Genomic DNA, 20,780 nt, shown 5'->3' with positions numbered 1-20,780 from the left:
ATAATGATGCAACCAAAGACTGATCGACAAAAAGAACGGGGCCGGCATCAGCCGGCCCCGTTCACATAATCAGTTCGCATGTCAATCGCGAATGCCGGACCTTTGCGTCTCAACCATCGCCGCTGGCAATATCGATCAGACGCGCACGCTGGAGGATATGGATGGTGTGGGCATGTTCGATATCAATGATGCCTTCTTTCCGCAGACGGGAAAAAGCCCGGCTTACGGTTTCCAGGGTCAGTCCCAGAAAATCGGCAATATCGGCCCGCGTCATCGGCAGCCAGATCTGGGTCGCAGGTTCATCGCTTTGAATCTGCCGGTCCAGAGCGTTGTCGAGAAAAGAGGCCACCCTTTCGATGGCATTTTTCCGGCCAAGCGTGAACAGCAGATCCAGCATGTCATCCAGAAGACCGGCGGTCATGTGGTGGAATTGCCGCTCCAACTGCGGATACTGGGACAACAGCGATTCCAGATCTGAGCGGCTAAACCGGCACACTTCGGCATCGGTCAGCGCTTCGGCGGAAATGGCATACTGGGATTTGCCCGTATGGCCCATATAGTCGCCCACGGTCAGAAAGCCCATAACCTGACGGCGCCCGTCCACACCCAGCCTGCTGAGGCGGACATAGCCTTTTTTCACATTATAGACGTATTTCGCGTCATCCCCTTCGTAAAAAAGGGTTTCGCCCTTATCCAGACGCACATCGGTCGCGATGGACCCCAGCGCGGGCAAGAGCTCGTTCGTCATACCGGCACACAACATCCGCGGTCGAGCCGGACATTGCAAGCAGGCAGCCTGGCGGTAAACACCGCCCTGTACACCAATGGAAACCATTATGCGCTTCCCCCGTTTCCATAGCGGAAAACTGTATATCAATCAGATGCTTTTGGGAAGGTGATCATGTTTCTTTTTTGCAAGATCACACTTTAAAACCCACCGGCAGGCACACAGACATCCTGAAGAGCCGCGGCAAATCTGTCCTCGTCGTCCCTGTCCACCCAAAGGTGTGGAGACAGACGCAACATATCGCCGCGCAGACTGGCTGAAACGCCGTCCTGTTTCAGGGCCTGCAGGACCTGCCCGCCGCGCCCGTCCATGTGTACGCCCAAAAGGTGCGGACTGCGATATGCCGCGTCAACGGGACGCAGTCCCATGGCAGCCAGCCGTTCGGCCAGACGCATGTTCAGCGCGGACAGGGTCGCAGCGATATTGTCCACACCCCAGTCGAGAATATGCCGCAGGCCCGTTTTCAGAACCGGGGCCAGAATAAACTGTGACCGTTCGCCCATATCAAAGCGCCGCGCGCCCGGCTGATACCCTTGTTTATAATGGACAAGACCGGCAAAATCCTCGCTGTCCTCGCGTGCGATCCAGTTCTGTTCGAGAGGTTCGCCGTCATGGTGGCGCGCCGCCACATAAAGCAGCCCCAGCCCGTATGGCCCAAGCAGCCACTTATAGCTTCCCATCGCGATGAAATCGGGGTCCACGGCCTCCAAATCGAAAGGCATGGCGCCCAGGGACTGGGTCATATCCAGTACAAGGGCGGCGCCAACCTTTTTGAGGGCCGCCGAGACACGCGGCAGGTCCACCACGGCCCCGGAAGACCAATGCACATTCGGCAGAGCCGCAAGCGCAACACGGTCTCCGGCGGCCTCAATCGCGGCAAGCAGCGGACCGGTCCAGTCATCATCGTCAGGGGTGCCGATGAAAACCGTTTCAGCCCCCTGCCGCTTCGCCCAGTGCATCCATTCATAGACATTGGAGGGGAACTGACCCTCCAGCAAAAGCACCTGCTGGCCCGGTGCAGCGCTCAGATTGCGGGCGGCCGTGGCAATGCCGTAGCTGGTGGCCGGCACGAGGGCGATATGATCCGCCGTGGTTCCAAGAAGGGTCGCGGCAAGGCCGCGCACCTCTTCAACGGTGGTGAAGAAATCTTCCGGGGCAACCTCCCACGGTCGCATATTCTGGGCGACCGCCATGTCCGCAGCCGACTGCTGCGCCCGTGTGAGCGGGGTCATGTAGGCCGCGTTCAGATAGCACAAATCACGTGGTATATCGAACAGACCACGCTGGCTTGGCAGGATCATGAAAAACTCCCGACTGGCGGATGCATGGGTAAAATCCGACTTTGACCGGCAAGGGTGGCAAGTCTGCACCAAAGGCAGCGCAAAGACCAGAGGGCACACATCATGACACCCCCATGATCGCTGCATGGCCGCCCCCTTAAAAAGGGGACCCTCGACACCGGCAAACAGCACAAGAGGCAGGCAAACCAGATGGACAACGCCAGATCGGCACGAGCCGGTGCATCCGCGAAGCGGCATGGACCACCGAATATCAGGGACGCCGCACCCCGGGAATGTCTTGGTTTAGAGAAACGGCGGCCGGCAGGGTCAGCGTTCATACTCGATCAACAGGACACCGATCACGGCCCTTGAAAACCCCAGTTTTTCAAGGGTACGAGAGAGAAACAGCTTGCCCTTTTGCTTCAGTTGCTCCTCGACATCGCCATAGTCGCGGTCCATGAGTACGGCCAGTGCAATGGTGAACAGTTTCAGATTCCGGTTCTGGAGATAGTTCAGCAGTATGTCGGATGTCAGGCCGTTGACCGCTTTCAACTGGTAAAGATAATTCTCAACCTCGCGCAGGGGAGCGACCTCCAGCGCCTTGGCGAAGACCTGTCTTTTCGCGACGGACATGAGGTATGAAGCATAATCCTCCGACAGTGCGAATTTTTCCATCAGGTGTTCGGCATAGCTTTGCGACACCTTGAAGATGATCCGCTCGACAATGCCGATCGGCAGATCCGCGCGGGCCGCCATTTTTTCCATGAGGGTGGTTTCCTCGGGAAAACGGTCAACCACACGGTGGCAGGCCCGCTCGGAAACATTGGCGGTTTCATTATCCATCAGCGTGCCGACGGCATCGGCTTCGGCCACATCGCAGATGATGTAGGCAATCAGCTCGGACAGGTCCTGACGACGGGCAATGGCTTCCTGGGTACCGTCACCGCAATCGCTCAGCAAATCCTTGAGAAAGGCATCGTCAATCGCCTGCGACGCCATGACAAACGGCATGGAGACCTGATCGATGTCACGGGCCAGTGTGGCGATGATATCCTTTGGCAGATAACGGCAACACCGCAGTTCGCGGGACAACGCCTCACGCACGGAAACGGACACATCCTCGGCCAGGAGGCGCGCGAGTTCGATTGCGGCATCCTTTTCCGCATCGTCCGGGCTTTTCTGCAGGAGCCGCCCGACCTTGCGCGCGATTTCGATCCGCGCGACAAGTTCGACATTGCGCAGTTCTTCCGCCTTGACAAGTTCACCGACCGTACCAGTCACATATCCCTCATCGCTTCATACTCCGAACACAGGCCCGTATCGCGGGCCCGAAACCGCATTCATGACATACCGATGCAAAACACGCATGTCGGGGCAAAGTCATGAACATATATGCCCAAATCGCAGCGGGCGGCGCGTGCCTTACCCTGAAATAGAGGCGGCGCTGAGTAACAGCATGTTGCCATATTATCTATAGCGGAAAGGTTAAATTTCATGAATTTCATGTGAGCGTTTCAATATGGCATCCATTAATCGCACCAAAGATGAGCTTTTTAAGGCAAAGGTTTCAAAGACCGCGCATAACGGCGGGCATTTTCGCAATAATGACTGGCCGAGGCGCGGATGATCTGCCGCTCGCCCTCATTCAGCGGGCGTACAACACGGGCCGGCGACCCCATGATCAGCACGCTAGGCGGAAAGGTTTTCCCCTCGGTGATCAGGCTGCCGGCACCGACCAGCGTCTCCTGCCCGATCACAGCCCGGTTCAAAATCGTGCTGCCCATGCCGATCAGCGAGTTGTCGCCTATGCGGCATCCATGCAGCATGACCATATGACCGACGGTCACACCGGCACCGATGATCAGGGGGCACCCCGGGTCCGTGTGACAAATGCTGCCATCCTGTACATTGCTGCCCTCGCCCACGGTGATCGGCTCATTATCGCCGCGCAGGGTTGCGCCGAACCATATATTGCTGTCCTTATGCAGGTGAACATTGCCGATGACACAGGCGTTGGGGGCAACCCATACCCCTTCGTCCGCCTTTGACGGCGCGGTTCCATCCAGTTCGTAAAGCATGTTATTCCTCATTTGCGGTCGCCCGGACACGATTGGCCACAGCCATTTACGCCCTAAGATAGCGCAGTCCGCACGGATAGGTAAAGCAAGGCGTCAGCAGGTCCCCGGTCAGAGCATGGACGAAACGACAGACGAACGGAATGACACGCCTGTCCGCGCGGCCCCCCTGGCACCGCCGCGTCTCGGATGGGAAGGGACGGCGCCGGTGGCGGACGCTTTCGGCGACATGTATTACAATCCCGAAAACGGTCTGGCGGAAAGCGAGTATGTTTTTCCGGACGGTGTGGGCTTTGACACGCTTGCCGCCGCCCGGGACCATCTGGTGATCGCCGAGACCGGCTTCGGCACCGGGCTGAACTTTCTCGCCACCTGGGCCCGGTGGAAGCGGCTGGCCGCGCCATGCAGACTGACCTTCATATCCACCGAGGCGTATCCGATGACACTGGCACAACTTGCCCGGACGCACGCCCCTTTCGCCCGGTTGGCCACCGAAGCCGCTGCCCTGCGCGATGCCTGGCCGCCGCCGGCACAGGGGTTTCACCTGCGGCTGTTCGAAGAGGGGCGGATTGCGCTTCTTCTGCTGCTGGGCGAAGCCGGTGACATGCTGCATGCACTGGATGCCGGTGCCGGCGTGGACGTCTGGTATCTGGACGGTTTCGCACCAGCCAAAAACCCCGACATGTGGCGGCCGGACGTCCTGGACCAGATTGCCCGTCTGTCCGGTCCGGGCACACGGCTGGCCACATTCACCGCAGCGGGTTTTGTCCGGCGCGGCCTGGCGGACAGGGGCTTTGCCGTGCGCAAGGCCCCCGGTTTCGGACGCAAGAAGGAACGGCTGCTTGCCGAGGGCATCCGGCCCGCCCCATGCCGCAACGACACCGACGGACAGAAAAGTTCAGACGCCGGCGCCCCGCCGCCATGGGCGGAGCGGCCGGCACCGACAGAAGGACCGGTCAGTATTGTCGGCGCGGGCATTGCCGCCGCCAGCCTGGCCCATGCCCTGATCCGGCGCGGCCGGGATGTGACGGTGATCGCGCCCGGAACGGCGGACGGCCCACACCGGGACGGGCTGGATTGTCACGGTCTGCCCGCCGCCATCATGGCACCGCGCCTGCACCTTGGACACGGAATGCTGGCGGACTTCGCGGCCACGGCCTTTCTCCACGCAGCCGGTCATCCGCTGGTCCGTCGGCATATGGCCAGCCCCGCCGGGCTGTTGCTGAAAGCGGACGATGCCGACGCCCTGGAGACACACGGCAGGCTTCTGCGCCGACACGGCTGGGGTCCCGACTGGATGCGGTTGGGGCAGGACGGCCTGTGGCTGCCGCGCGCAGGCACGGTGGACGCGCCGGCCCTTCTGGAAGCGCTGTTGGCGGGCGCGGACCGTCTGCACCACCGCGCCGCGACCCTGACAGTGGGAGAAGACGACGAATGGATCCTTAAAGACGGAAGGGGACAGGCCATCGCCCGCTCGCCCGTCTGTGTTCTTGCCGCCGGCATGGCCACCCGAGGACTCGCCGATGTCCCCGCTGACGTCTCTGGCGACATCTCTGGCGACATCTCTGGCGACGTCTCTGGCGACGTCTCTGGCTGCACTACCGGGGGCTTGGAATTGCGGCCGGTCGCCGGGCAGGTGGAAATGCTGCCCCCGGACGAGCTGCCGGGTGGACTGCCGCCATCGGGCAGCGCAGGCACCTATCTGACAGCGACACTAAACGACCGTGAAACCGGTCTGCCCCTGCGCACCATCGGCGCCACCTTTGACAGGCTGCGGGCGGTACCGACGGCGCCGATCAGGCCAAACGCGGATGCACGGCGCAAATTGCTGGCCGGTTTCGAGACCGACTGGGCCGCCCCGGCCGTGACAAATCCATCCGGCCCGGACGGAAACGGGCAAGGCGAATTTTCCGGGCGGGCCTGGGCGGGCCTGCGCGCGACGACGCCGGATCATCTGCCCCATGCCGGTCCCCTGCCCGACTGGCGGGCCTTTGCCGCGCTGTATGCCCCCCTGTCCCGCGATGCACGGCGGCGGGACCTGCCAGCGCCGGTATACAGACAGGGGCTGTACACACTGACAGGCCTGGGCTCGAAGGGCTTTCAATACGCCCCGCTTGCCGGTGAGATTGTCGCCGCCCTGATCACCGGCGATCCGCTGCCCGTGCCCCGACACTGGCTGGCCGGTCTGCATCCGGGCCGCCATCTGATCAGGCAGATCATCCGCGGCCAATCCCCCCACGACGCGCCGCCGCGCGTACGGTGACCGGGCGGGACAACTGAAAGTTTTCCTTTCGCATTTCGCAACCCCTTACACGGGAAAGGCGCCTTTCCCGTTGTGGACAAGGTCCGTTTTCGTCAGACACGCGCACGATTAATCCGTGCTCTTAAGGGGAACGCATACCCTTTGGAGGACGGCGTTTGCGATTGGGGTCCGTCCGATGAAACTGTCCATACTGCTTTATGCCCTTGCCGGCATGGCAATGTCGCTTGCGGTGGCGATACGGCCCGCCATGGACGACAGCCGTCTCGGGCTTGTCTTCGACCCCGGTCTGTCGCGGGCCGACATCGTGCGCATCCTGTCAGCAACCGACGCGGCGGTCGTCGCCTTCGGCCCGGTCGAATTCGTCGCCGTGGTGGCACCGGCGGACATGCGGGCCTTCCGGGACAGGCTGCCCGCCGGCGTCTGGCTGTCCTTCCGGCCCGAGGGCTTGCTTCCGTGCGGCGAGACCGGCCGCGGACCGGCGTTCGCCGCCCTGTTATCCAGTTAAAGTGAGGTTTTCATGACCACTCTTGATGATCTTCGCAACACCGTTTGCCGTTATCTGATCGTTCTGCTGTGGGCCCAGGTGCCCGTGGCGATCCTTGCCGGGTTGCTTATCGGCAGCGGTGCGACATGGCTTGCGACCGCCTTTGTCGCCATTCTTGCCGCGGTGCCGACCGCCCTCGCCCGCCGGAACGGCGCCAGCGAGACCACGCATCAGTTTGTCGGTGTGTCCTACATGATACAAATCGGCGTCCTGATCGCCCTGTTCGCCGGCCACCCCTGGCAGATCGACATGCATATGTATTTCTTCGCCGGTCTTGCCATCCTGGCGGCATACAGCCGGTGGCGGGTGATCCTCTATGCGGCCGCGACGGTCGCCCTGCATCATGTGATCCTGAATTTCACCCTGCCGTCCCTGATTTTTCCGGATGGCGCGGACCTGTTCCGCGTCGTGCTGCATGCCGTTGTCGTTGTCCTGGAAAGCGCCGCGCTGATCTGGGTGACCAATCAGATTGAAACGCTGTTTTCGGCATCGGACAGTGCGCGTCAGCAGGCGCTGGAAGCAGCTGAAATCGCGGCGGAACGCGAGCGGGATGCCGAAGAAGCCGCCGTAGAGGCCCGTCAGGCCACGGAAGAAGCCGAAGCCGCCCAGCGTGAAGTCCAGGCCGCGAACGCACAGGCCATGAAGATGGAAGAGATGCAAAAAGCCAACGCCCGCGCGGAACGCCAGCGCACGGCGGAGGATTTTGAAGCGTCCATCGCCGCGATCGCCCGCGAGTTCGCCGGCGCGGCACAGAATCTGTCAGAGCGCTCCAATCTTCTGGACCGCCTGTCGGGCGACGGCGCCACGGCCCTGGAGTCCGTCATGAACGCGACCCAGAGCGCGTCCGCCAATGTACAGACCGTCGCCGCCAGCACCGAGGAGCTTTCGGCGTCCGTCGCCGAAATCGCCGGCCAGGTGACCCAGTCCAACAGCACCGCCCAGCAGGCTGTTGAAAAGGCGAATGCGACCAATGACAACGTCTCGCAGCTGTCGGAAGAGGCCGACAGCATCGGCACGGTGGTCTCGCTGATTTCGGACATTGCCGCGCAGACCAACCTGCTGGCGCTGAATGCGACGATCGAGGCCGCGCGTGCCGGCGAAGCCGGCAAGGGGTTTGCCGTTGTCGCGAGCGAGGTGAAAAGCCTGGCCAACGAAAGCGCCAAGGCCGCCGATGAAATCCAGCGCCGCATTTCCTCGATGCAGGACGCGACCGGCAACGCCGTTTCAGCCATTGCCGAGATCCGCACCATCATCGAGGAGTTGAGCAAAAATGCCGCCTCGATCGCTGCATCGGTGGAAGAGCAGGATGCCGCCACCCGTGAAATCGCGCGCGGCGCCACGACGGCGGCGGATGAATCGCGTTCGGCCTTCAGCGCGATTGAAACAATCCGCGGCAATATCGATGAAACACGCGCGACCACCGGCGAGCTGTCCGGGTCGGCGGAAGCGATGGAAGCGCTGTCGGGCGATCTGAAAACCCGATCAGAGGCATTCGTGCAATCGCTGACGGCCGCCTGACCGCATTCACCGGCCAAGAGCGGTACAGATAGGGCGGTGCAAAGGGCGATCTGGTTCATGTACGACGCGGCCCCGGGAGGACATTGACCGGATGGAAAATGGCCCCCGCAAACGGCCGCCCCGACGATCCCGGGCATAGGTCAGGGCACGGGGGTCAGGGCACGGGGGTCAGGGCACGGGGGTCAGGGCACGGGCGCACCTGCGCCCCGGCCCAAGACCTTGTCAAGCCGCGTCCAGCAGTTTTTCGCTGCCAAGGCGTCGGACGGTCAGGGCCAGCGCCAGCGCCGTACCCAGCAGTCCCACGGCAACGGCCGTGAAATACGAACCGGCCACCCATCTGTCGGCGAATAACAGGCGTCCCAGGCTTTCCATATCCGCGAGAATGGGCAGGAAAGCAGCGGCCGCCGGCAGGCTATCGCTGGCATAGACTTTCACATAGGCCATGATCATCGGCAGCATCATGACGATGCCGTTATAGGTCTGTGCTTCCTTGAAACCCTTGACGGAAATGCTGACCAGAGTCTGTACGGACGCCGCCAGCATGGCCAGCGGCACAAGTTGCAACAGGGCCAGAAACAGCAGATCAAGGCGCCGCGTCGGTTCGACCACCAGGAAATCGCCGGGCGCAAAATACAGGCCGACGGACACCACCAGAAAGCTGAGAACCGCCCCGGTCAGGCCGAATGTCAAAACCAGCCCCCATTTGCCAAGAGCAAGGGCAAGAGGCGATACCGGCTGTGCCATGAGCGGCTGGAGGCTTTGGCGCTCCCTCTCGCCGACAAAAATATCGGTGGCCACGCTGGCCCCGGTGGCAAAGGGGGCGAAGATGAAGAACAAAAGCATGATGTCGGACAGGAAACGGCGCAGAAAACTTTCCTCGGCCACATCGGCGACATCGACCCAAAAAGGCCGGGTAAGAACGGGCGGCACACCGCGCGTCACCAGCCTGGCGCTGGCCATATGGGCGGCGTAGGCGTTGAGGGCGGTCATCACGTCGCCGCTGCGCTCAATGGTCTTGCGCCCACCCCGGTCGGCAAAAACACGCACCCGCGCCATCTGGCCCTTGTCCAGGCGTTCGGCGAAATCGGCCGGCACGATGACCACGGCATCAATGCCGTCAGGCAGGGTCATCAGATTGTCCGGTGCCTGATCCAGGGGCATGGCCTCGGGCGTGATCCCGGCCCGTTCCATGAAAGCGACAATACCGGGGGCGAGATCCGCCCCGTAAACCTGCGCCCGGATCGCGGCGTCATCATCACCAAGACTGATGAGAAAAAAGATAAAGGCACTGAAGGCGGGAACCCCCAGCACGAAATAGCCCAGCGCGTAAAGCGCGCGCTTGTCGCGCAGGGCATCACGCAGTTCCTTCAGATAGACGACGCGGATATGACGCAGCATGGCTTTCCCCTTGGTGACCTGTCCGACCCGTCCGTCAGGCTTGCGCCCGCAGCCCGGTGTCCGGTTCCGCCGGCAGGCCGGCCAGTGTGACGAAAGCCTCTTCCAGATTGTCCTCACCGCTGAGATCGATGAGGGCATCGGGCGTGCCCTCGGCACAGACGCGCCCGTCGCTCATGATCACGACCCGGTCCGACAGTCTGTGCACTTCCGCCATGACATGGCTGGACAGAAGCACGCAGTGACCGGCGGCCCTGAGGTCCAGCAAAATGCGCCGCAAAAGACGCACGCTGATCACATCGAGGCCCCGCGAGGGTTCGTCGAAAATGATGTTTTTCGGCCGGTGGATGATGGCACGACCAAGAGCGACCTTCATCCGCTGCCCCTGGCTGAAACCTTCGGTACGGCGGTCGAGAATGTCCTGCATGCGGAGCTGCGTGGCGACATACTCAACCGCCTCGTCCAGGGTGGTGCCCTGCATACCGTGCAGTTCGGCGAAATAGCGCAAGTGTTCGCGCGCCGTCAGCCGGGTGTAGAGACCGAAATTGTCCGGAAACACCCCCAGACGCGCCTGGGCCGCCAGGGGATCGTCTGCAACGGCGACCCCGTCAACGAAGACACTTCCGCCATCCGCCTTCAAAAGGCCGGCAACGGCCCTGAGCGTGGTCGTCTTACCGGACCCGTTGGCGCCCAGAAGAGTGGTGATTTCCCCATCTTCCGCCGTGAAACTGACGCTGGAGACGGCGACCACCGCGCCAAAGGACTTCGCCAGATGTTCCACTCTGATCATGGGTGCCTCTCCGTGGCATGGGCCTCTGTCTCTGTGCCGCGACTGTCGCCGTCGTCGGCGTCACCACCCCTGAGGCGGGTCTGGCCGTTCAGCCCCACCACCATGGGCAGGCGTGCGAGATGGTCCAGACAAGCCGTATCCAGCGCCGCCGCATCCAGGGTTTCCAGAAAGTCGGCGATGAGATCGGGCATGCAGGCCACGTGGCTGGTGTTGTGACCGGCGGCAGGCGCCACGATGTGACGGCTGTTGGGAAACCCGCGCGCCATATGGTCGCCCTGCCCGGGCGGGGTAATCGGATCCAGTTCGCCCGAGAGGATCAGTGCCGGCACGTCGCCGCCGATGGGAGCGCCGATATCGTCGGGCAGGTCCCGGCCGGGTATCCTGTAATCCCAGACATCGCAATAGGCTTTCCAGGTGCGGTAGTAAGTGTCGCCGGCGAAACTGTCCCGGCCCGCCGCCCGCGCGGCATCCGCGCCGGTCCGCGCCACCTCCTCGCCGCACAGAATGCCGAGCGTGGCGCCCAGATACATGCTGTCGGCAAGCCCGGCGCCGGCCATGAGGCCCGCGATCAGCGGCAACAGATTGCCCCGGTCGGCCTCGGTCACGGCAAACGGCAGGGTGACGGCGGCGTCCGGCTGATACAGGACGGAGCGCACCGCTTCGACAGCGATCATCTCGGTCATGGTGAAGGCAAGCGGTGCACCGCTGAGGGGATCGATGCCGTCGAAAGACAGTTCGCCGGCACGGGCACGGTCGACCAGCCGGTCAATCGCGGCGTTCAAATCCCCGAACGTATGGGCACAGGCGGGCTGTTCGGCGCAGGCTTCCGCCAGTTTGCGTTTGGCGCGTTCGGCCGCCGCCGGGGCGGTGAGAAACAGGGGCAAGTCCGGCGGAGCCACCCCGTCGAGCACAAGACTGCGAACACGCGAGCCGTAGCGTCGGTAATACAGAGCCGCCGTGCGTGTACCGTAGGACACGCCCCACAGGTTCAGGGTTTCATAGCCCAGGGCGTCGCGCACCCGGTCCATGTCGTGAATATCCGCTTCAAGGGTGAAATGACTGACATCGATATCGGCGTCCGCCCGGCATGCGGCCACCGCCGCCACGGCCGCCTCCATGTCCGGGGCACCATCCGGCATGTCGCATTTGACCGGGTGGCTGCGCCCGGTGCCGCGCTGGTCGATCAGCAGAATATCGCGGCGACGCCAGATGTTATCGAAGGCCCGGGCGGCCAGAACGCCCATATCGCTGGCCGCCTGCCCCGGCCCGCCCGCCAGGAGGACGAAGGGATCCCCCCGGCGCGAAGTCGCCTGCGCCGGCAGGAGAGCGACAAAAATATCGATGGTTTCCCCGCCGGCGTCCGACGGCATCGCATAATCAAGCGGAACGGTGACATGACCGCAAAAGGCCCGCCGGCTGACACCTTTGACATGGCAGGGGGCCAGACCCCGCGCGATCCAGTCCGGGGCCTCTTCGGCCGTTGCGGGCGGCAGTCCCGCCGGTATCACCGCGAGGCATCCAAGCCCCATGAGAAAAGCGCCAAGAATACGCTGGACGCCTGCTCTTAGACCGGACCGCCCCTTTGACGCCGGCAGCTTGTCGATCATACGCTTTTCCCGCCTTTCAACGGCTGAGACCGCCCCGCGCATGCCCTGCCAGGCGTCTTTGCCGGACAATTCTGTTTGACATCCTTTATTCGGACGCCCCCCGTTTGTCTGGCAAATCCGCGCAGGCCTGACCAGCAGTTTTTGAGCCGGCCGTTTTTTTGCACCGGACAAAACTGCCGCTTGCCCTCGTGCCGGCCAGCGGGCAAAACGGCTGCACGCGCCGCCGAGAATCCACCGCAGGCATGCCGGAGCCCACGGCCACACACCCGCGCACAAACGATAAGGAGACGAAAATGACCATCGACATGGCCCATTTCACCCCCCTGTCCGGTCTGATCGGCGGCATGCTGATCGGGCTGGCCGCAGTGGTCCTGATGGCGGGTCCGGGCCGTATCATGGGTCTGTCCGGCATTGTTAACGGGGTTGCCGGGGCCCTGACGGACCCGGCGTCGTGGCGGGACAAATCCTGGCGTCTGGCGTTCCTGACAGGCACGCTTGCGGCGCCCATTCTCTATATGGCGGTCAGCGGAAAGACGGTGCCGGTTATCCTGACGGATACGCCCACCATGCTTGTGGCGGGCGGTTTTCTCGTCGGCCTCGGCACGCGGATCGGCGGCGGCTGTACCAGCGGACACGGCATTTGCGGCCTGTCGCGCCTGTCACCGCGGTCCTTCGCCGCCGTGGCCACATTCATGGCGACCGCGATGATCACCGTGGCCCTTGCCGGCTGAAGGGGGACGCAATCATGAAAACACTCCTGACCAGTCTTGTATCGGGCCTGCTGTTCGGGTTCGGACTTGTCATTTCCGGCATGACCAACCCGGCCAAGGTTCTGGGCTTTCTCGATGTCGGCGGGGTGTGGGACCCGTCCCTTGCCTTTGTCATGGGCGGCGGCGTCATCACCACGCTGATCGGCTACAGGCTGGTGTTCCGCCGTGCCGCGCCCTTTCTGGCGGACCATTTTGCCATACCGCAAACATCGGCCATCGATGCCCGGCTGATCCTGGGCGCGGCCCTGTTCGGCATCGGCTGGGGGCTGGTCGGCCTGTGTCCGGGCCCGGCCGTGACCATTATGGCCGTGCGCCCGGATGCGGCATGGCCGTTTCTGATTGCCCTGCTGGCGGGTCTCCTGTCCGGCGGACTGTTCGGCCAGGAGACGGCAAAAGAACGCAGCACCCCCTGAACGCAAGCGTTGCGGCAGACAAGGGGAAACCGTTTTTACGGATCGGATGTACAGGGCAGATTCTTGATCGCGGTGACCACATTGCCGCGTCCTGAATACTTAACGCGTTCAAAACAGCCACGTGCCATCAGAATGCCCCTGCCGTGTTTCTTGGCACTGTCGACGGTGTCAGCCCGATACGCATTATAATCAAAGCCGTCGCCCGGATCGGTGACACGGAATACCAGCTTGTCGGGCTCCCGCTGGAAATCGACGGTGACATAGCGCCCGGCATATTCGGGCAATGCCCGCCGGCGCTGGATTTCATCATTGAGAATACCCGTTTCGATCAGAGTGCCTTTCAGGTCGTGACTGATCGCCAGGCACCCGTGCTCCACCCCGTTGACGATCAGTTCCGTCAGACCGATGGCCACCGGCAGGGGATCATCGCAGGCCATGGACAGCATGGTCGCCAGGTTACGGCCTTCACGGCGCGTCGTCACCCGGAAGGAGCCCGAGACGATCTGGCCGATGGCGGACGAGCGTCGCTCCAGCTCTTCCTTCAGGGCCCTTACATTGCCGAACCCCTCGATGGCGATCGTCAGTTTGACACGCAATGAATTGAGGTTCTGCACCCCGTGCAGCACATTGCTGGCCCCGGCTTCGAGAAGGCGCACTTCAACATCCGCCTCGGCATCGTCCAGCATCACGAAAACCGGCAGTTTTGCCGGCAGGGCCGCATCCGCGAAACGGTCCATCCAGGCGAATTTCTCATTCAGGGGGAAGCGGGCGTCAAGCAGCAGGGCCGAGAGTGTATCGGCATTATCGGAGACGCGTTCCTTCAGCGCGGCCTCGCCGGTGACGGTGGCGACATCGAAATCGGGACAGGCCAGACTGTCATAAAACCCCGCATCGCAAGACGCATCCGGCAGAATGGCGATCACCAATGGAGCGCCGGTATTATTCATTTTTCGTCTCGCGGGGCGGCCTGCGCCTTCGGACCTTTGCCCCGGTAATGGAGCCCCACGGCGGTCAGATCGTCCGTAGGCGCACCGGGGTAGCGGATGAAAAACTTTCCAAGAACCGCATCCACCAGCTTTTCGCGGGGAACGTCGGCGTCTGCCTCCACGACCATGTCGGCAAGGCCGTCTTCGCCCAGCATATCGTGTTTGACAGTACGCGTTTCGATCAGAACATCGGAATAGAGGAACAGACTGTCCCCCGGCGACAGGACCACGGATTTGTTTTCGTAACCGGGACGGGACGAAATCCCGACAGGCATGCCGGATGAATCCAGCCTTTCGATCTGTGACGATCCGCGCACCACAAACGGGCGCGGCGCGCCGGCCCCGGCGAACCGGAGGGTGCCGTCCCCGCAGTTCAGCACACCGGCAAACATGGTGCCGTAATGCCCGAGCGGAAAACTGTCTTTCAGGTCCGAATTCAGAGCCGTCAGAAAGGCCGCCGGGTCTTCGCGCAGGTCCCTGTAGCGGTTGATGGTGGCATGGACGCGGAATGTGTTCAGCGCCGCCCCCACACCGTGACCGGAAATATCCAGCGTGAACAGGGCAATGCGGCTGTCATCCAGCATCCACATGCCCCACAGATCCCCGCCGAGACCGATGGAAGCCTGATAAACCGCCTCGATCTCGACGCCGGTCTGCTTCGTGATGCCCCTGATACGGTCTTTCTGGGGCAACAGGGATTCCTGCATCTCGCGCGCCATGACCAGTTCCGCCTGCATGTGGCGGTGATAGTCCGACAGGTCGCGGATCAGGAAACGGTTTTCCAGATGCATGCAGACACGCGCCAGCAGTTCGGGCTGATTGATCGGCTTCGAGACAAAATCGGTGGCCCCGACATTGAACACCTCGACCCGTTCCTCGGCGGTTTCGGCGGCGGACTGGACAAGGATGGGCAGGCTGGCCGTCTTGCTTTCCGCCCTGAGCCTGCGGCAGACCTCATACCCGGACATGCGCGGCATATTCAGGTCGAGGATCACGAGATCCGCCTCATTTTCCTTGAGATAGCGCAGGGCCTCATCGCCGTCGCCCGCGAAGGCCAGATTCTCGAAACCGGCCCGTTTCAGACAGACACCGATGATCTGGCGCATGAGGTCCATGTCATCCACGACAAGAATATGCGCATCGCGAATGCGTTCGACCATGACAAGGGACTGGTCGGGCATATCGATATTCATCTCTTTGCTCGCCCCCGGACAGGATGGCGCAACGGGTCAGTCCACCTCTTCAAGGAGTTCGGACAGCTTGGTCAGCTTGAGCATGCTTTCGACATGGCCGTGCGCCCCGCGCATGCCAAGTTTCCAACCGCCGTTTTCCGATTGCTCCTTGGCGATCAGGAACATGCCGAGACCGGCGGAATCAATCATGCCGACATCGCTGAGATCCAAAACGCACCGCCCGAAGTTTTTTTCCTCAAGCTCGCGCATCAGCCGGCGAAAGGCCACATTTTCGGAAAAGGTGATATCGCCCTGGAACACCACATTCACATCGTCACCATTTTCGACGATACGATACTCCATAATGTCTGTCCTCTCACTTGATGCGACATCATAGCCACACCGGCGGGGTGCGGCGGAAGCGGTCGCGACTGTCAATTTCAGGTGCGCCCCGGCCTTGAACGGCCATGATGATACCACACCCCCGATTTACTGCCTTAGACTGCCGAGACTACTAAGCAGTGGCAGCCTTGTCCATCACTTGGTCAACCACCGGCAGAAACACGGCAAAAGAAAATGCAATTTGCAAGCCCGACCCGATCAGCCCCATAAAGCGGCGGGCGATGCCCCGACAAAGGGGCCGGCGCGATGGGGCAAAACCGCCGTCCGGTCCCGCGACAGCAGAAGGAAGCCATCAATGTCGGCCCAATCGGCCAAGGCCGCCAGAAGATGGGCCGGTGCCATGGCAAGCGAGGTTCCGAGCATGCAACCGATCATGGTTTTCAGGCCGGCTTTTTGCGCCGCGCGTAACAGGGCCAGGCCTTGTGTCAGCCCCCCTGTCTTGTCGAGTTTAACGTTCACGGCATCGTAGCGTCCGACAAGGCGGGACAGGCTGTTCACGTCGAGACAGCTTTCATCGGCACAAACGGGAAGCGGCCTGTCGAGGCCGGCCAGAGCCTCGTCGGCGTCGGCGGGCAATGGCTGTTCCAGCAATTCGACACCGCAGGCGGCCATGGCCGCGAGGTTTGGTACCAGCATGTCCGGCGTCCAGGACTCGTTGGCGTCGGCGATAAGGCGGACATCGGGCGCGGCGGCGCGCACGGCCCGCACACGGGCCATATCGCCGTCCCCGCCCAGTTTCAGCTTGAGCAGGCGCGCGCCCCCGGCAACCAGTTCCGCCGCGTGGCGGGCCATGGTATCCGGCGGCCCCAGCGAAACGGTGACAGCGGTCACGATATCACCCGGCGCGTCGAGCCCCAGCAGGTCCCACACGCGGCATCCACGCCGTTTGGCCGCCAGATCCCACAGCGCGCAATCCAGGGCGTTGCGGGCGGCACGGCTGGCAGGGAGCGCGGCACGCAAGGCATCGACGCTGCCGAAACGCCCGTCCAGAGCATTCAACTGGTCGACCACCTCTTCCGCTGTTTCACCGTAACGGCTGTTGGGCTGGCATTCGCCATACCCCCGGCCCTGCCCGTCATCGACAGAGAGGGTGACCACCCGCGCCTGTGTCCGCGCGGAGCGGGAAATGACAAACGGCCTGGCCAGCGGCCAGTCTTCCGCCACCGCCGCGAGCGTCAGGCCGCCCCGGTTCATTCGGCGCCCTGTTGTTCAAGCGCGTCGATCTCCGGTGTCTCTTTTTCGTCCGGCCGTCTGCCCGTATCATTGCGGCCTGCGGGCAGAAGCCGCATGAACCAGACAAGACCCAGCACCATGACAGACGCGCCGACCAGAAAGGGCAAATCGTCCCGTATCTGAAAAAACAGCCCGGCGAAAACAGGCCCCAGCGTGCGGCCAAGCGCCTGCATCGCCTGCACCGACCCCATCACGGCGCCACGGGACCGGCTGTCGGCCTGGTGCGAGGCCAGGGCGGGCATGGCACTGGCGAAAAACGCCGCCCCCAGACTGGTCAGTGTCAGTCCCGGCAACAGGGTCCACAGAGAGGCGGAAAAGGCAATTGTCACAAGCCCCAATCCCATGAGCAGGAAAGCCACGGTTACCAGCCGGCGTTCCCCGAAACGCCGGCTGAGACGGCCGACAAGGCCGCCCTGAACCACCACAAGCAGCACGCCGACATAGGCGAACAGAGCCCCCAACTGACGCGGCCCCCAGTCAAACCGATCCCGGGTCAAAAGAGGTGTGGCGGTTTCCATCAGGGCGACACTGACCGTAAAGACCAACATCAAGAGACACAGGCGCACCAGCAGCGGCCTGCCGAAAAGACCGCGCAGGGTGTGCAGATGCCCCATGGGGGGCGCGGCACCGCCGGCGGACACGCCGGGTTCGCGGAACATGGCCCACAGCATCATCACACCGATGAGGCTGGCACAGGCCGAGGCAACCGCCGGCGCGGCAATCCCGGCATGGGCCGCATCCGCCCCGCCCAGAACACCGCCAAGTGCCGGGCCGACGATAAAAGCAAGACCGACGCCCGCGCCGATCATCCCCATTCCCCTGGCCCGGTCCCGCGCGCCCGTCACATCCACCGCCGTGGCCATCAGGCAGGACATACCGCCGGCGGCGAGCCCGGCAAAGGCCAGCGTGATCAAGAGGCCCCATACCGATGTGGCAAACAGGGCCATGCCACCATAAGCCAGCGCCGACAGGCCGAGACTGGCCACCAGCACGGGTTTACGGCCCACACGGTCGGACAGACGGCCCCAGAGGGGTCCGGCGACAAACTGCGCTAAGCTATAACTGGCCAGAACCGGCGTAGCCAGCGACGGACTGGCCCCCATATTCTGCAGGACATAAAGGATGGACGGCAGCAGAATGCTGAACCCCATCATCAGGGCCGTGGCCAAAAACAACAACAGCAGCAACATCGGTGGAAACGGCCCTTCATGCTGGAAACGCGGACATGACCGGCCCCGGCCCTGTCGGGCATCAAGGGACAGCCGCCGCCATTACCAGCATAGCCCGCCGCAAGATACAAGGCACGGACCTGTGACAGATCGCATCACATATGGATCACAGCCGTATCAGCCGGGTATCGTCCCGGCCTGTCACAAAGATATTCAGACGGCGCGACTGTGACGCGTTCCATCGGACAGATAGGCATCAAAACTGGACGCGACCACGCGGACAAAGGGCCGGGCCTTTTCCGGTATGGTGACATGGCCGCCATCCAGGCGGCACAGTCCGTCCAGAGCATAGCCTTCCAGCCGGTCGCGGGCATCGGCCAATATGTCACGCGGGACATCGTGCCGGGCGCACAAGGCGTCCATGTCCAGTTCAAAACGGCACATGAGGCGACCGATGGCATCGCGCCGCAAGCGGTCATCGGCCGTGACCGCAACACCGCGCACGCTGGCAAGCCCGCCATCCGCCGTCAATGCCCTGTAAACCCCGATTCGCGGCTCATTCTGGACGTATCCGCCCGGCAGGGCGCTGATAGCGGACGCCCCGAAACCAATCACGGCCTCGGCACCGTCATCGGTGTAGCCCTGGAAATTGCGGGCCAGCACACCGTCGCGGGCGGCATTGGCGAGGCTGTCGCCGAGACGGGCGAAATGATCAAAGCCGATCGGCACATATCCGGCGGCGGTCCAGACCTCGGCCGCGGCACGCATCTGGGCGAAACGTTCTCCTTCGTCCGGCAGGTCGGTCTCGCGGATCAGGGCCTGATGCTTCTTGAACCAGGGCACATGGGCATAGCCGAAGACGGCAACCCGGTCGGGCGCGAGCGCGGCGGCCTGCCGGGCGGAACGGCGCACGCTGTCCACGGTCTGTCCCGGCAAACCGTACATCAGGTCAAACCCGATATTGGGCACACCGGCGGTCCTGAGCGCCTTGACCGTGCGGGTCACCAGATCAAAGGATTGCAGCCGATTGATCTTGCGCTGAACGCCCTCGTCAAAATCCTGCACACCGAGATTGACGCGCGTGACCCCCAGATCCCCCAGAAGCGTGATCCGTTCATCGTCCAGGGTGCGGGGGTCGACCTCCACCGCGATCTCGGCCTGTTCCAGGCTGCCGATATGCGTTGAACAGGCCATCAGGATACGCATGAATTCAGCGGACTTGAGATAGGTCGGGGTCCCGCCGCCGAAATGAAGCTGGGAGACCCCGCCGTGCGGTCCGAGATGACGGGCGACGGTTTCAATCTCGCGGACGAGGCAATCGGTATAGCGTTGAGCCCGCTGATATTGACCGGGCACGCTGGTATGACAGCCGCAATACCAGCAAAGCTGGGCACAAAACGGCACATGAATATAAAGCGACAGCCTGTCCCCGGCCCCAAGACCGGCCAGCCAGGCCTTGTGACGATCCGAACCGACGGCATCCGAGAACTGGAGGGCGGTCGGGTAACTTGTATAACGCGGCACGCGGGCCAGCGCGTATGGAGGCGGTGACTGTTTCATGGGGCCAGACCATAGCGCGCCGGCAAAATGGCCAATTGATCCAGGTCAAGTCTGGTCAGGTCCCGTCAGGAAGCGCTTATCACCTGCCGGCCGCCGCGTTCAGGCAGGGTTTTTGCGAGCCTCGTAATAGTGGTTTTCCCCCTCATCGACATGTTCACCGACGAGGCGCAGGCCGGCCCCGTCGACAATGCGCCGGTACGCATCGGCCCCAAGGGAGGATGACGGCCGACCGGTCAAAAGGTCGTCCCAGACACAAACCTGACGCGGTGCGGAGAAGAGCAGCCGCCCGCCGGGTTTGAGCGTCGCGGCCATGCGGTGAACAAGGTTGCGCTGACTGTCCCCGGGCAACAGAAACACCAGCCCGATGGCCAGCACCCCGTCGAAAGCCCGGTCGAAGAAGCGGCTGCGTTCAGCGGGCTCGCACGCGATCGCCACATCGGGAAAACGCCGCCTGAATGCCGCGACCATCGCCGGAGAGGCATCGACCGCGGCGACATCGAAACCCGCCTCGATCAGGGCGGCGGTCAGCGGCTCGCCGGACCCGGCGCCGACGTCGAGAACCGCCCCGCCGCGCGGCAGCGATGCCGCCCATGTCCGGATGGTCGCGAGCCCGACCGACGATCGAAGACGGTGATGCATGAATTGTTCGGCAATGGCGTCATAGCCATTTGACGTATCTTCAGGCGATATGTCTTCGGACACGCAAAGACGCCCCTGGTGACTAGGTTGTGGGCTCATAATTTCTGAGCCAAAGGCGTGTTGAAGCGATTGCGATTGCGGCGAGGAAATTTCTTGCGAGCTTGTCGAAGCGGGTTG

The 20,780-nt window shown here is 62.8% G+C and carries 19 protein-coding genes and 1 pseudogene; 5 read left to right on the top strand and 15 right to left on the bottom strand.

What is annotated here, in order from left to right; translation table 11 throughout:
* Nucleotides 1–109: 109 nt before the first annotated feature.
* The 4 genes from BXY39_RS04985 to BXY39_RS04970 all read right to left on the bottom strand — a co-directional run bounded on the left by BXY39_RS04985 (nucleotide 110) and on the right by BXY39_RS04970 (nucleotide 4,157).
* Nucleotides 110–748 carry a Crp/Fnr family transcriptional regulator gene (locus BXY39_RS04985; RefSeq protein ID WP_170163637.1) on the bottom strand — a complete coding sequence of 213 codons (639 nt, stop codon included), beginning with the start codon at nucleotides 746–748 and terminating at the stop codon, nucleotides 110–112.
* A 179-nt stretch (nucleotides 749–927) separates the two neighbouring features.
* Nucleotides 928–2,088 (bottom strand): aminotransferase class V-fold PLP-dependent enzyme, encoded by a 1,161-nt coding sequence (locus tag BXY39_RS04980; protein WP_211332099.1) that lies wholly within the window; start codon nucleotides 2,086–2,088, stop codon nucleotides 928–930.
* Between the two features lie 306 nt (nucleotides 2,089–2,394).
* Nucleotides 2,395–3,348, bottom strand: coding sequence for a DUF2336 domain-containing protein (locus BXY39_RS04975; protein WP_121937763.1), 954 nt, complete (start codon nucleotides 3,346–3,348; stop codon nucleotides 2,395–2,397).
* Between the two features lie 272 nt (nucleotides 3,349–3,620).
* Nucleotides 3,621–4,157 (bottom strand): gamma carbonic anhydrase family protein, encoded by a 537-nt coding sequence (locus tag BXY39_RS04970; protein WP_245998968.1) that lies wholly within the window; start codon nucleotides 4,155–4,157, stop codon nucleotides 3,621–3,623.
* A gap of 103 nt (nucleotides 4,158–4,260) precedes the next feature.
* Here BXY39_RS04970 and mnmC2 point away from each other — a divergent pair, with 103 nt between their 5' ends.
* The 3 genes from mnmC2 (at nucleotide 4,261) to BXY39_RS04955 (ending at nucleotide 8,467) form a co-directional block, all read left to right on the top strand.
* Nucleotides 4,261–6,405, top strand: a complete 2,145-nt coding sequence (gene mnmC2 / locus BXY39_RS04965; protein ID WP_170163636.1) for a tRNA (5-methylaminomethyl-2-thiouridine)(34)-methyltransferase MnmC2 — start codon at nucleotides 4,261–4,263, stop codon at nucleotides 6,403–6,405.
* 175 nt (nucleotides 6,406–6,580) lie between these two features.
* Nucleotides 6,581–6,910: a hypothetical protein gene (locus BXY39_RS04960; RefSeq protein WP_121937760.1), complete on the top strand. Its 330-nt coding sequence runs from the start codon at nucleotides 6,581–6,583 to the stop codon at nucleotides 6,908–6,910.
* A 12-nt stretch (nucleotides 6,911–6,922) separates the two neighbouring features.
* Nucleotides 6,923–8,467, top strand: a complete 1,545-nt coding sequence (locus tag BXY39_RS04955; RefSeq protein ID WP_121937759.1) for a methyl-accepting chemotaxis protein — start codon at nucleotides 6,923–6,925, stop codon at nucleotides 8,465–8,467.
* Between the two features lie 222 nt (nucleotides 8,468–8,689).
* Here the strand turns inward: BXY39_RS04955 and BXY39_RS04950 are convergent, their stop codons facing one another.
* From BXY39_RS04950 to BXY39_RS04940, 3 genes are read right to left on the bottom strand one after another with little or no spacing between them, the layout of a single operon-like run.
* Nucleotides 8,690–9,865 carry an ABC transporter permease gene (locus BXY39_RS04950; protein ID WP_170163635.1) on the bottom strand — a complete coding sequence of 392 codons (1,176 nt, stop codon included), beginning with the start codon at nucleotides 9,863–9,865 and terminating at the stop codon, nucleotides 8,690–8,692.
* Between the two features lie 34 nt (nucleotides 9,866–9,899).
* On the bottom strand, nucleotides 9,900–10,652 hold the full coding sequence (locus BXY39_RS04945) for an ABC transporter ATP-binding protein (RefSeq protein ID WP_121937757.1): 753 nt from the start codon (nucleotides 10,650–10,652) through the stop codon (nucleotides 9,900–9,902).
* Nucleotides 10,649–12,259, bottom strand: coding sequence for an alpha/beta fold hydrolase (locus BXY39_RS04940; protein ID WP_170163634.1), 1,611 nt, complete (start codon nucleotides 12,257–12,259; stop codon nucleotides 10,649–10,651). The genes BXY39_RS04945 and BXY39_RS04940 overlap by 4 nt, the downstream gene beginning before the upstream one ends.
* Before the next feature lie 293 nt (nucleotides 12,260–12,552).
* On the opposite strand from BXY39_RS04940, the gene BXY39_RS04935 reads away from it, so the two are divergent.
* On the top strand, nucleotides 12,553–12,990 hold the full coding sequence (locus BXY39_RS04935) for a YeeE/YedE family protein (protein WP_121938354.1): 438 nt from the start codon (nucleotides 12,553–12,555) through the stop codon (nucleotides 12,988–12,990).
* A 14-nt stretch (nucleotides 12,991–13,004) separates the two neighbouring features.
* Entirely contained in the window at nucleotides 13,005–13,442 is a 438-nt protein-coding gene (locus tag BXY39_RS04930) for a YeeE/YedE family protein (RefSeq protein WP_121937755.1), read from the top strand.
* Nucleotides 13,443–13,477: 35 nt separating this feature from the next.
* Here the strand turns inward: BXY39_RS04930 and BXY39_RS04925 are convergent, their stop codons facing one another.
* From BXY39_RS04925 to BXY39_RS19645, 8 genes and pseudogenes are all read right to left on the bottom strand, one after another.
* On the bottom strand, nucleotides 13,478–14,389 hold the full coding sequence (locus BXY39_RS04925; RefSeq protein ID WP_121937754.1) for an ATP-binding protein: 912 nt from the start codon (nucleotides 14,387–14,389) through the stop codon (nucleotides 13,478–13,480).
* A complete protein-coding gene (locus BXY39_RS04920; RefSeq protein WP_121937753.1) occupies nucleotides 14,386–15,621 on the bottom strand; it encodes a PP2C family protein-serine/threonine phosphatase in 1,236 nt (411 codons plus the stop codon). Before BXY39_RS04920 ends, BXY39_RS04925 begins: the two co-directional genes overlap by 4 nt.
* Nucleotides 15,622–15,657: 36 nt before the next feature.
* Nucleotides 15,658–15,963 carry an STAS domain-containing protein gene (locus BXY39_RS04915; RefSeq protein ID WP_121937752.1) on the bottom strand — a complete coding sequence of 102 codons (306 nt, stop codon included), beginning with the start codon at nucleotides 15,961–15,963 and terminating at the stop codon, nucleotides 15,658–15,660.
* Nucleotides 15,964–16,200: 237 nt separating this feature from the next.
* On the bottom strand, nucleotides 16,201–17,196 hold the full coding sequence (locus BXY39_RS04910) for a dipeptide epimerase (RefSeq protein ID WP_121937751.1): 996 nt from the start codon (nucleotides 17,194–17,196) through the stop codon (nucleotides 16,201–16,203).
* On the bottom strand, nucleotides 17,193–18,425 hold the full coding sequence (locus BXY39_RS04905; protein ID WP_121937750.1) for an MFS transporter: 1,233 nt from the start codon (nucleotides 18,423–18,425) through the stop codon (nucleotides 17,193–17,195). The genes BXY39_RS04910 and BXY39_RS04905 overlap by 4 nt, the downstream gene beginning before the upstream one ends.
* Before the next feature lie 192 nt (nucleotides 18,426–18,617).
* Complete coding sequence (gene hemN / locus BXY39_RS04900; protein WP_121937749.1) at nucleotides 18,618–19,964, bottom strand: oxygen-independent coproporphyrinogen III oxidase; 1,347 nt, start codon at nucleotides 19,962–19,964, stop codon at nucleotides 18,618–18,620.
* Nucleotides 19,965–20,063: 99 nt separating this feature from the next.
* Complete coding sequence (locus BXY39_RS04895; RefSeq protein WP_245998967.1) at nucleotides 20,064–20,666, bottom strand: class I SAM-dependent methyltransferase; 603 nt, start codon at nucleotides 20,664–20,666, stop codon at nucleotides 20,064–20,066.
* Between the two features lie 19 nt (nucleotides 20,667–20,685).
* Nucleotides 20,686–20,780: pseudogene (locus tag BXY39_RS19645) on the bottom strand (IS5/IS1182 family transposase); the annotation flags it as partial.

Source organism: Eilatimonas milleporae (assembly GCF_003688555.1).
Taxonomy (GTDB): Bacteria; Pseudomonadota; Alphaproteobacteria; order Sphingomonadales; family Kordiimonadaceae; genus Eilatimonas; species Eilatimonas milleporae.
The sequence above is the reverse complement of the archived record's forward strand: the minus strand, read 5'-3'. Positions and strand labels throughout refer to the sequence as shown.

What these genes read in the sequence shown, in the direction of transcription:
- BXY39_RS04970 (WP_245998968.1), bottom strand. Translation starts at nt 4,157, where the DNA reads ATGAGGAATAACATGCTTTACGAACTGGATGGAACCGCGCCGTCAAAG.
- BXY39_RS04920 (WP_121937753.1), bottom strand. Translation starts at nt 15,621, where the DNA reads ATGAATATCGATATGCCCGACCAGTCCCTTGTCATGGTCGAACGCATT.
- BXY39_RS04910 (WP_121937751.1), bottom strand. Translation starts at nt 17,196, where the DNA reads ATGAACCGGGGCGGCCTGACGCTCGCGGCGGTGGCGGAAGACTGGCCG.
- BXY39_RS04930 (WP_121937755.1), top strand. Translation starts at nt 13,005, where the DNA reads ATGAAAACACTCCTGACCAGTCTTGTATCGGGCCTGCTGTTCGGGTTC.
- BXY39_RS04955 (WP_121937759.1), top strand. Translation starts at nt 6,923, where the DNA reads ATGACCACTCTTGATGATCTTCGCAACACCGTTTGCCGTTATCTGATC.
- BXY39_RS04925 (WP_121937754.1), bottom strand. Translation starts at nt 14,389, where the DNA reads ATGAATAATACCGGCGCTCCATTGGTGATCGCCATTCTGCCGGATGCG.
- BXY39_RS04915 (WP_121937752.1), bottom strand. Translation starts at nt 15,963, where the DNA reads ATGGAGTATCGTATCGTCGAAAATGGTGACGATGTGAATGTGGTGTTC.
- BXY39_RS04945 (WP_121937757.1), bottom strand. Translation starts at nt 10,652, where the DNA reads ATGATCAGAGTGGAACATCTGGCGAAGTCCTTTGGCGCGGTGGTCGCC.
- BXY39_RS04985 (WP_170163637.1), bottom strand. Translation starts at nt 748, where the DNA reads ATGACGAACGAGCTCTTGCCCGCGCTGGGGTCCATCGCGACCGATGTG.
- BXY39_RS04960 (WP_121937760.1), top strand. Translation starts at nt 6,581, where the DNA reads ATGAAACTGTCCATACTGCTTTATGCCCTTGCCGGCATGGCAATGTCG.
- mnmC2 (WP_170163636.1), top strand. Translation starts at nt 4,261, where the DNA reads ATGGACGAAACGACAGACGAACGGAATGACACGCCTGTCCGCGCGGCC.
- BXY39_RS04935 (WP_121938354.1), top strand. Translation starts at nt 12,553, where the DNA reads ATGACCATCGACATGGCCCATTTCACCCCCCTGTCCGGTCTGATCGGC.
- hemN (WP_121937749.1), bottom strand. Translation starts at nt 19,964, where the DNA reads ATGAAACAGTCACCGCCTCCATACGCGCTGGCCCGCGTGCCGCGTTAT.
- BXY39_RS04980 (WP_211332099.1), bottom strand. Translation starts at nt 2,088, where the DNA reads ATGATCCTGCCAAGCCAGCGTGGTCTGTTCGATATACCACGTGATTTG.
- BXY39_RS04905 (WP_121937750.1), bottom strand. Translation starts at nt 18,425, where the DNA reads ATGTTGCTGCTGTTGTTGTTTTTGGCCACGGCCCTGATGATGGGGTTC.
- BXY39_RS04950 (WP_170163635.1), bottom strand. Translation starts at nt 9,865, where the DNA reads ATGCTGCGTCATATCCGCGTCGTCTATCTGAAGGAACTGCGTGATGCC.
- BXY39_RS04940 (WP_170163634.1), bottom strand. Translation starts at nt 12,259, where the DNA reads ATGATCGACAAGCTGCCGGCGTCAAAGGGGCGGTCCGGTCTAAGAGCA.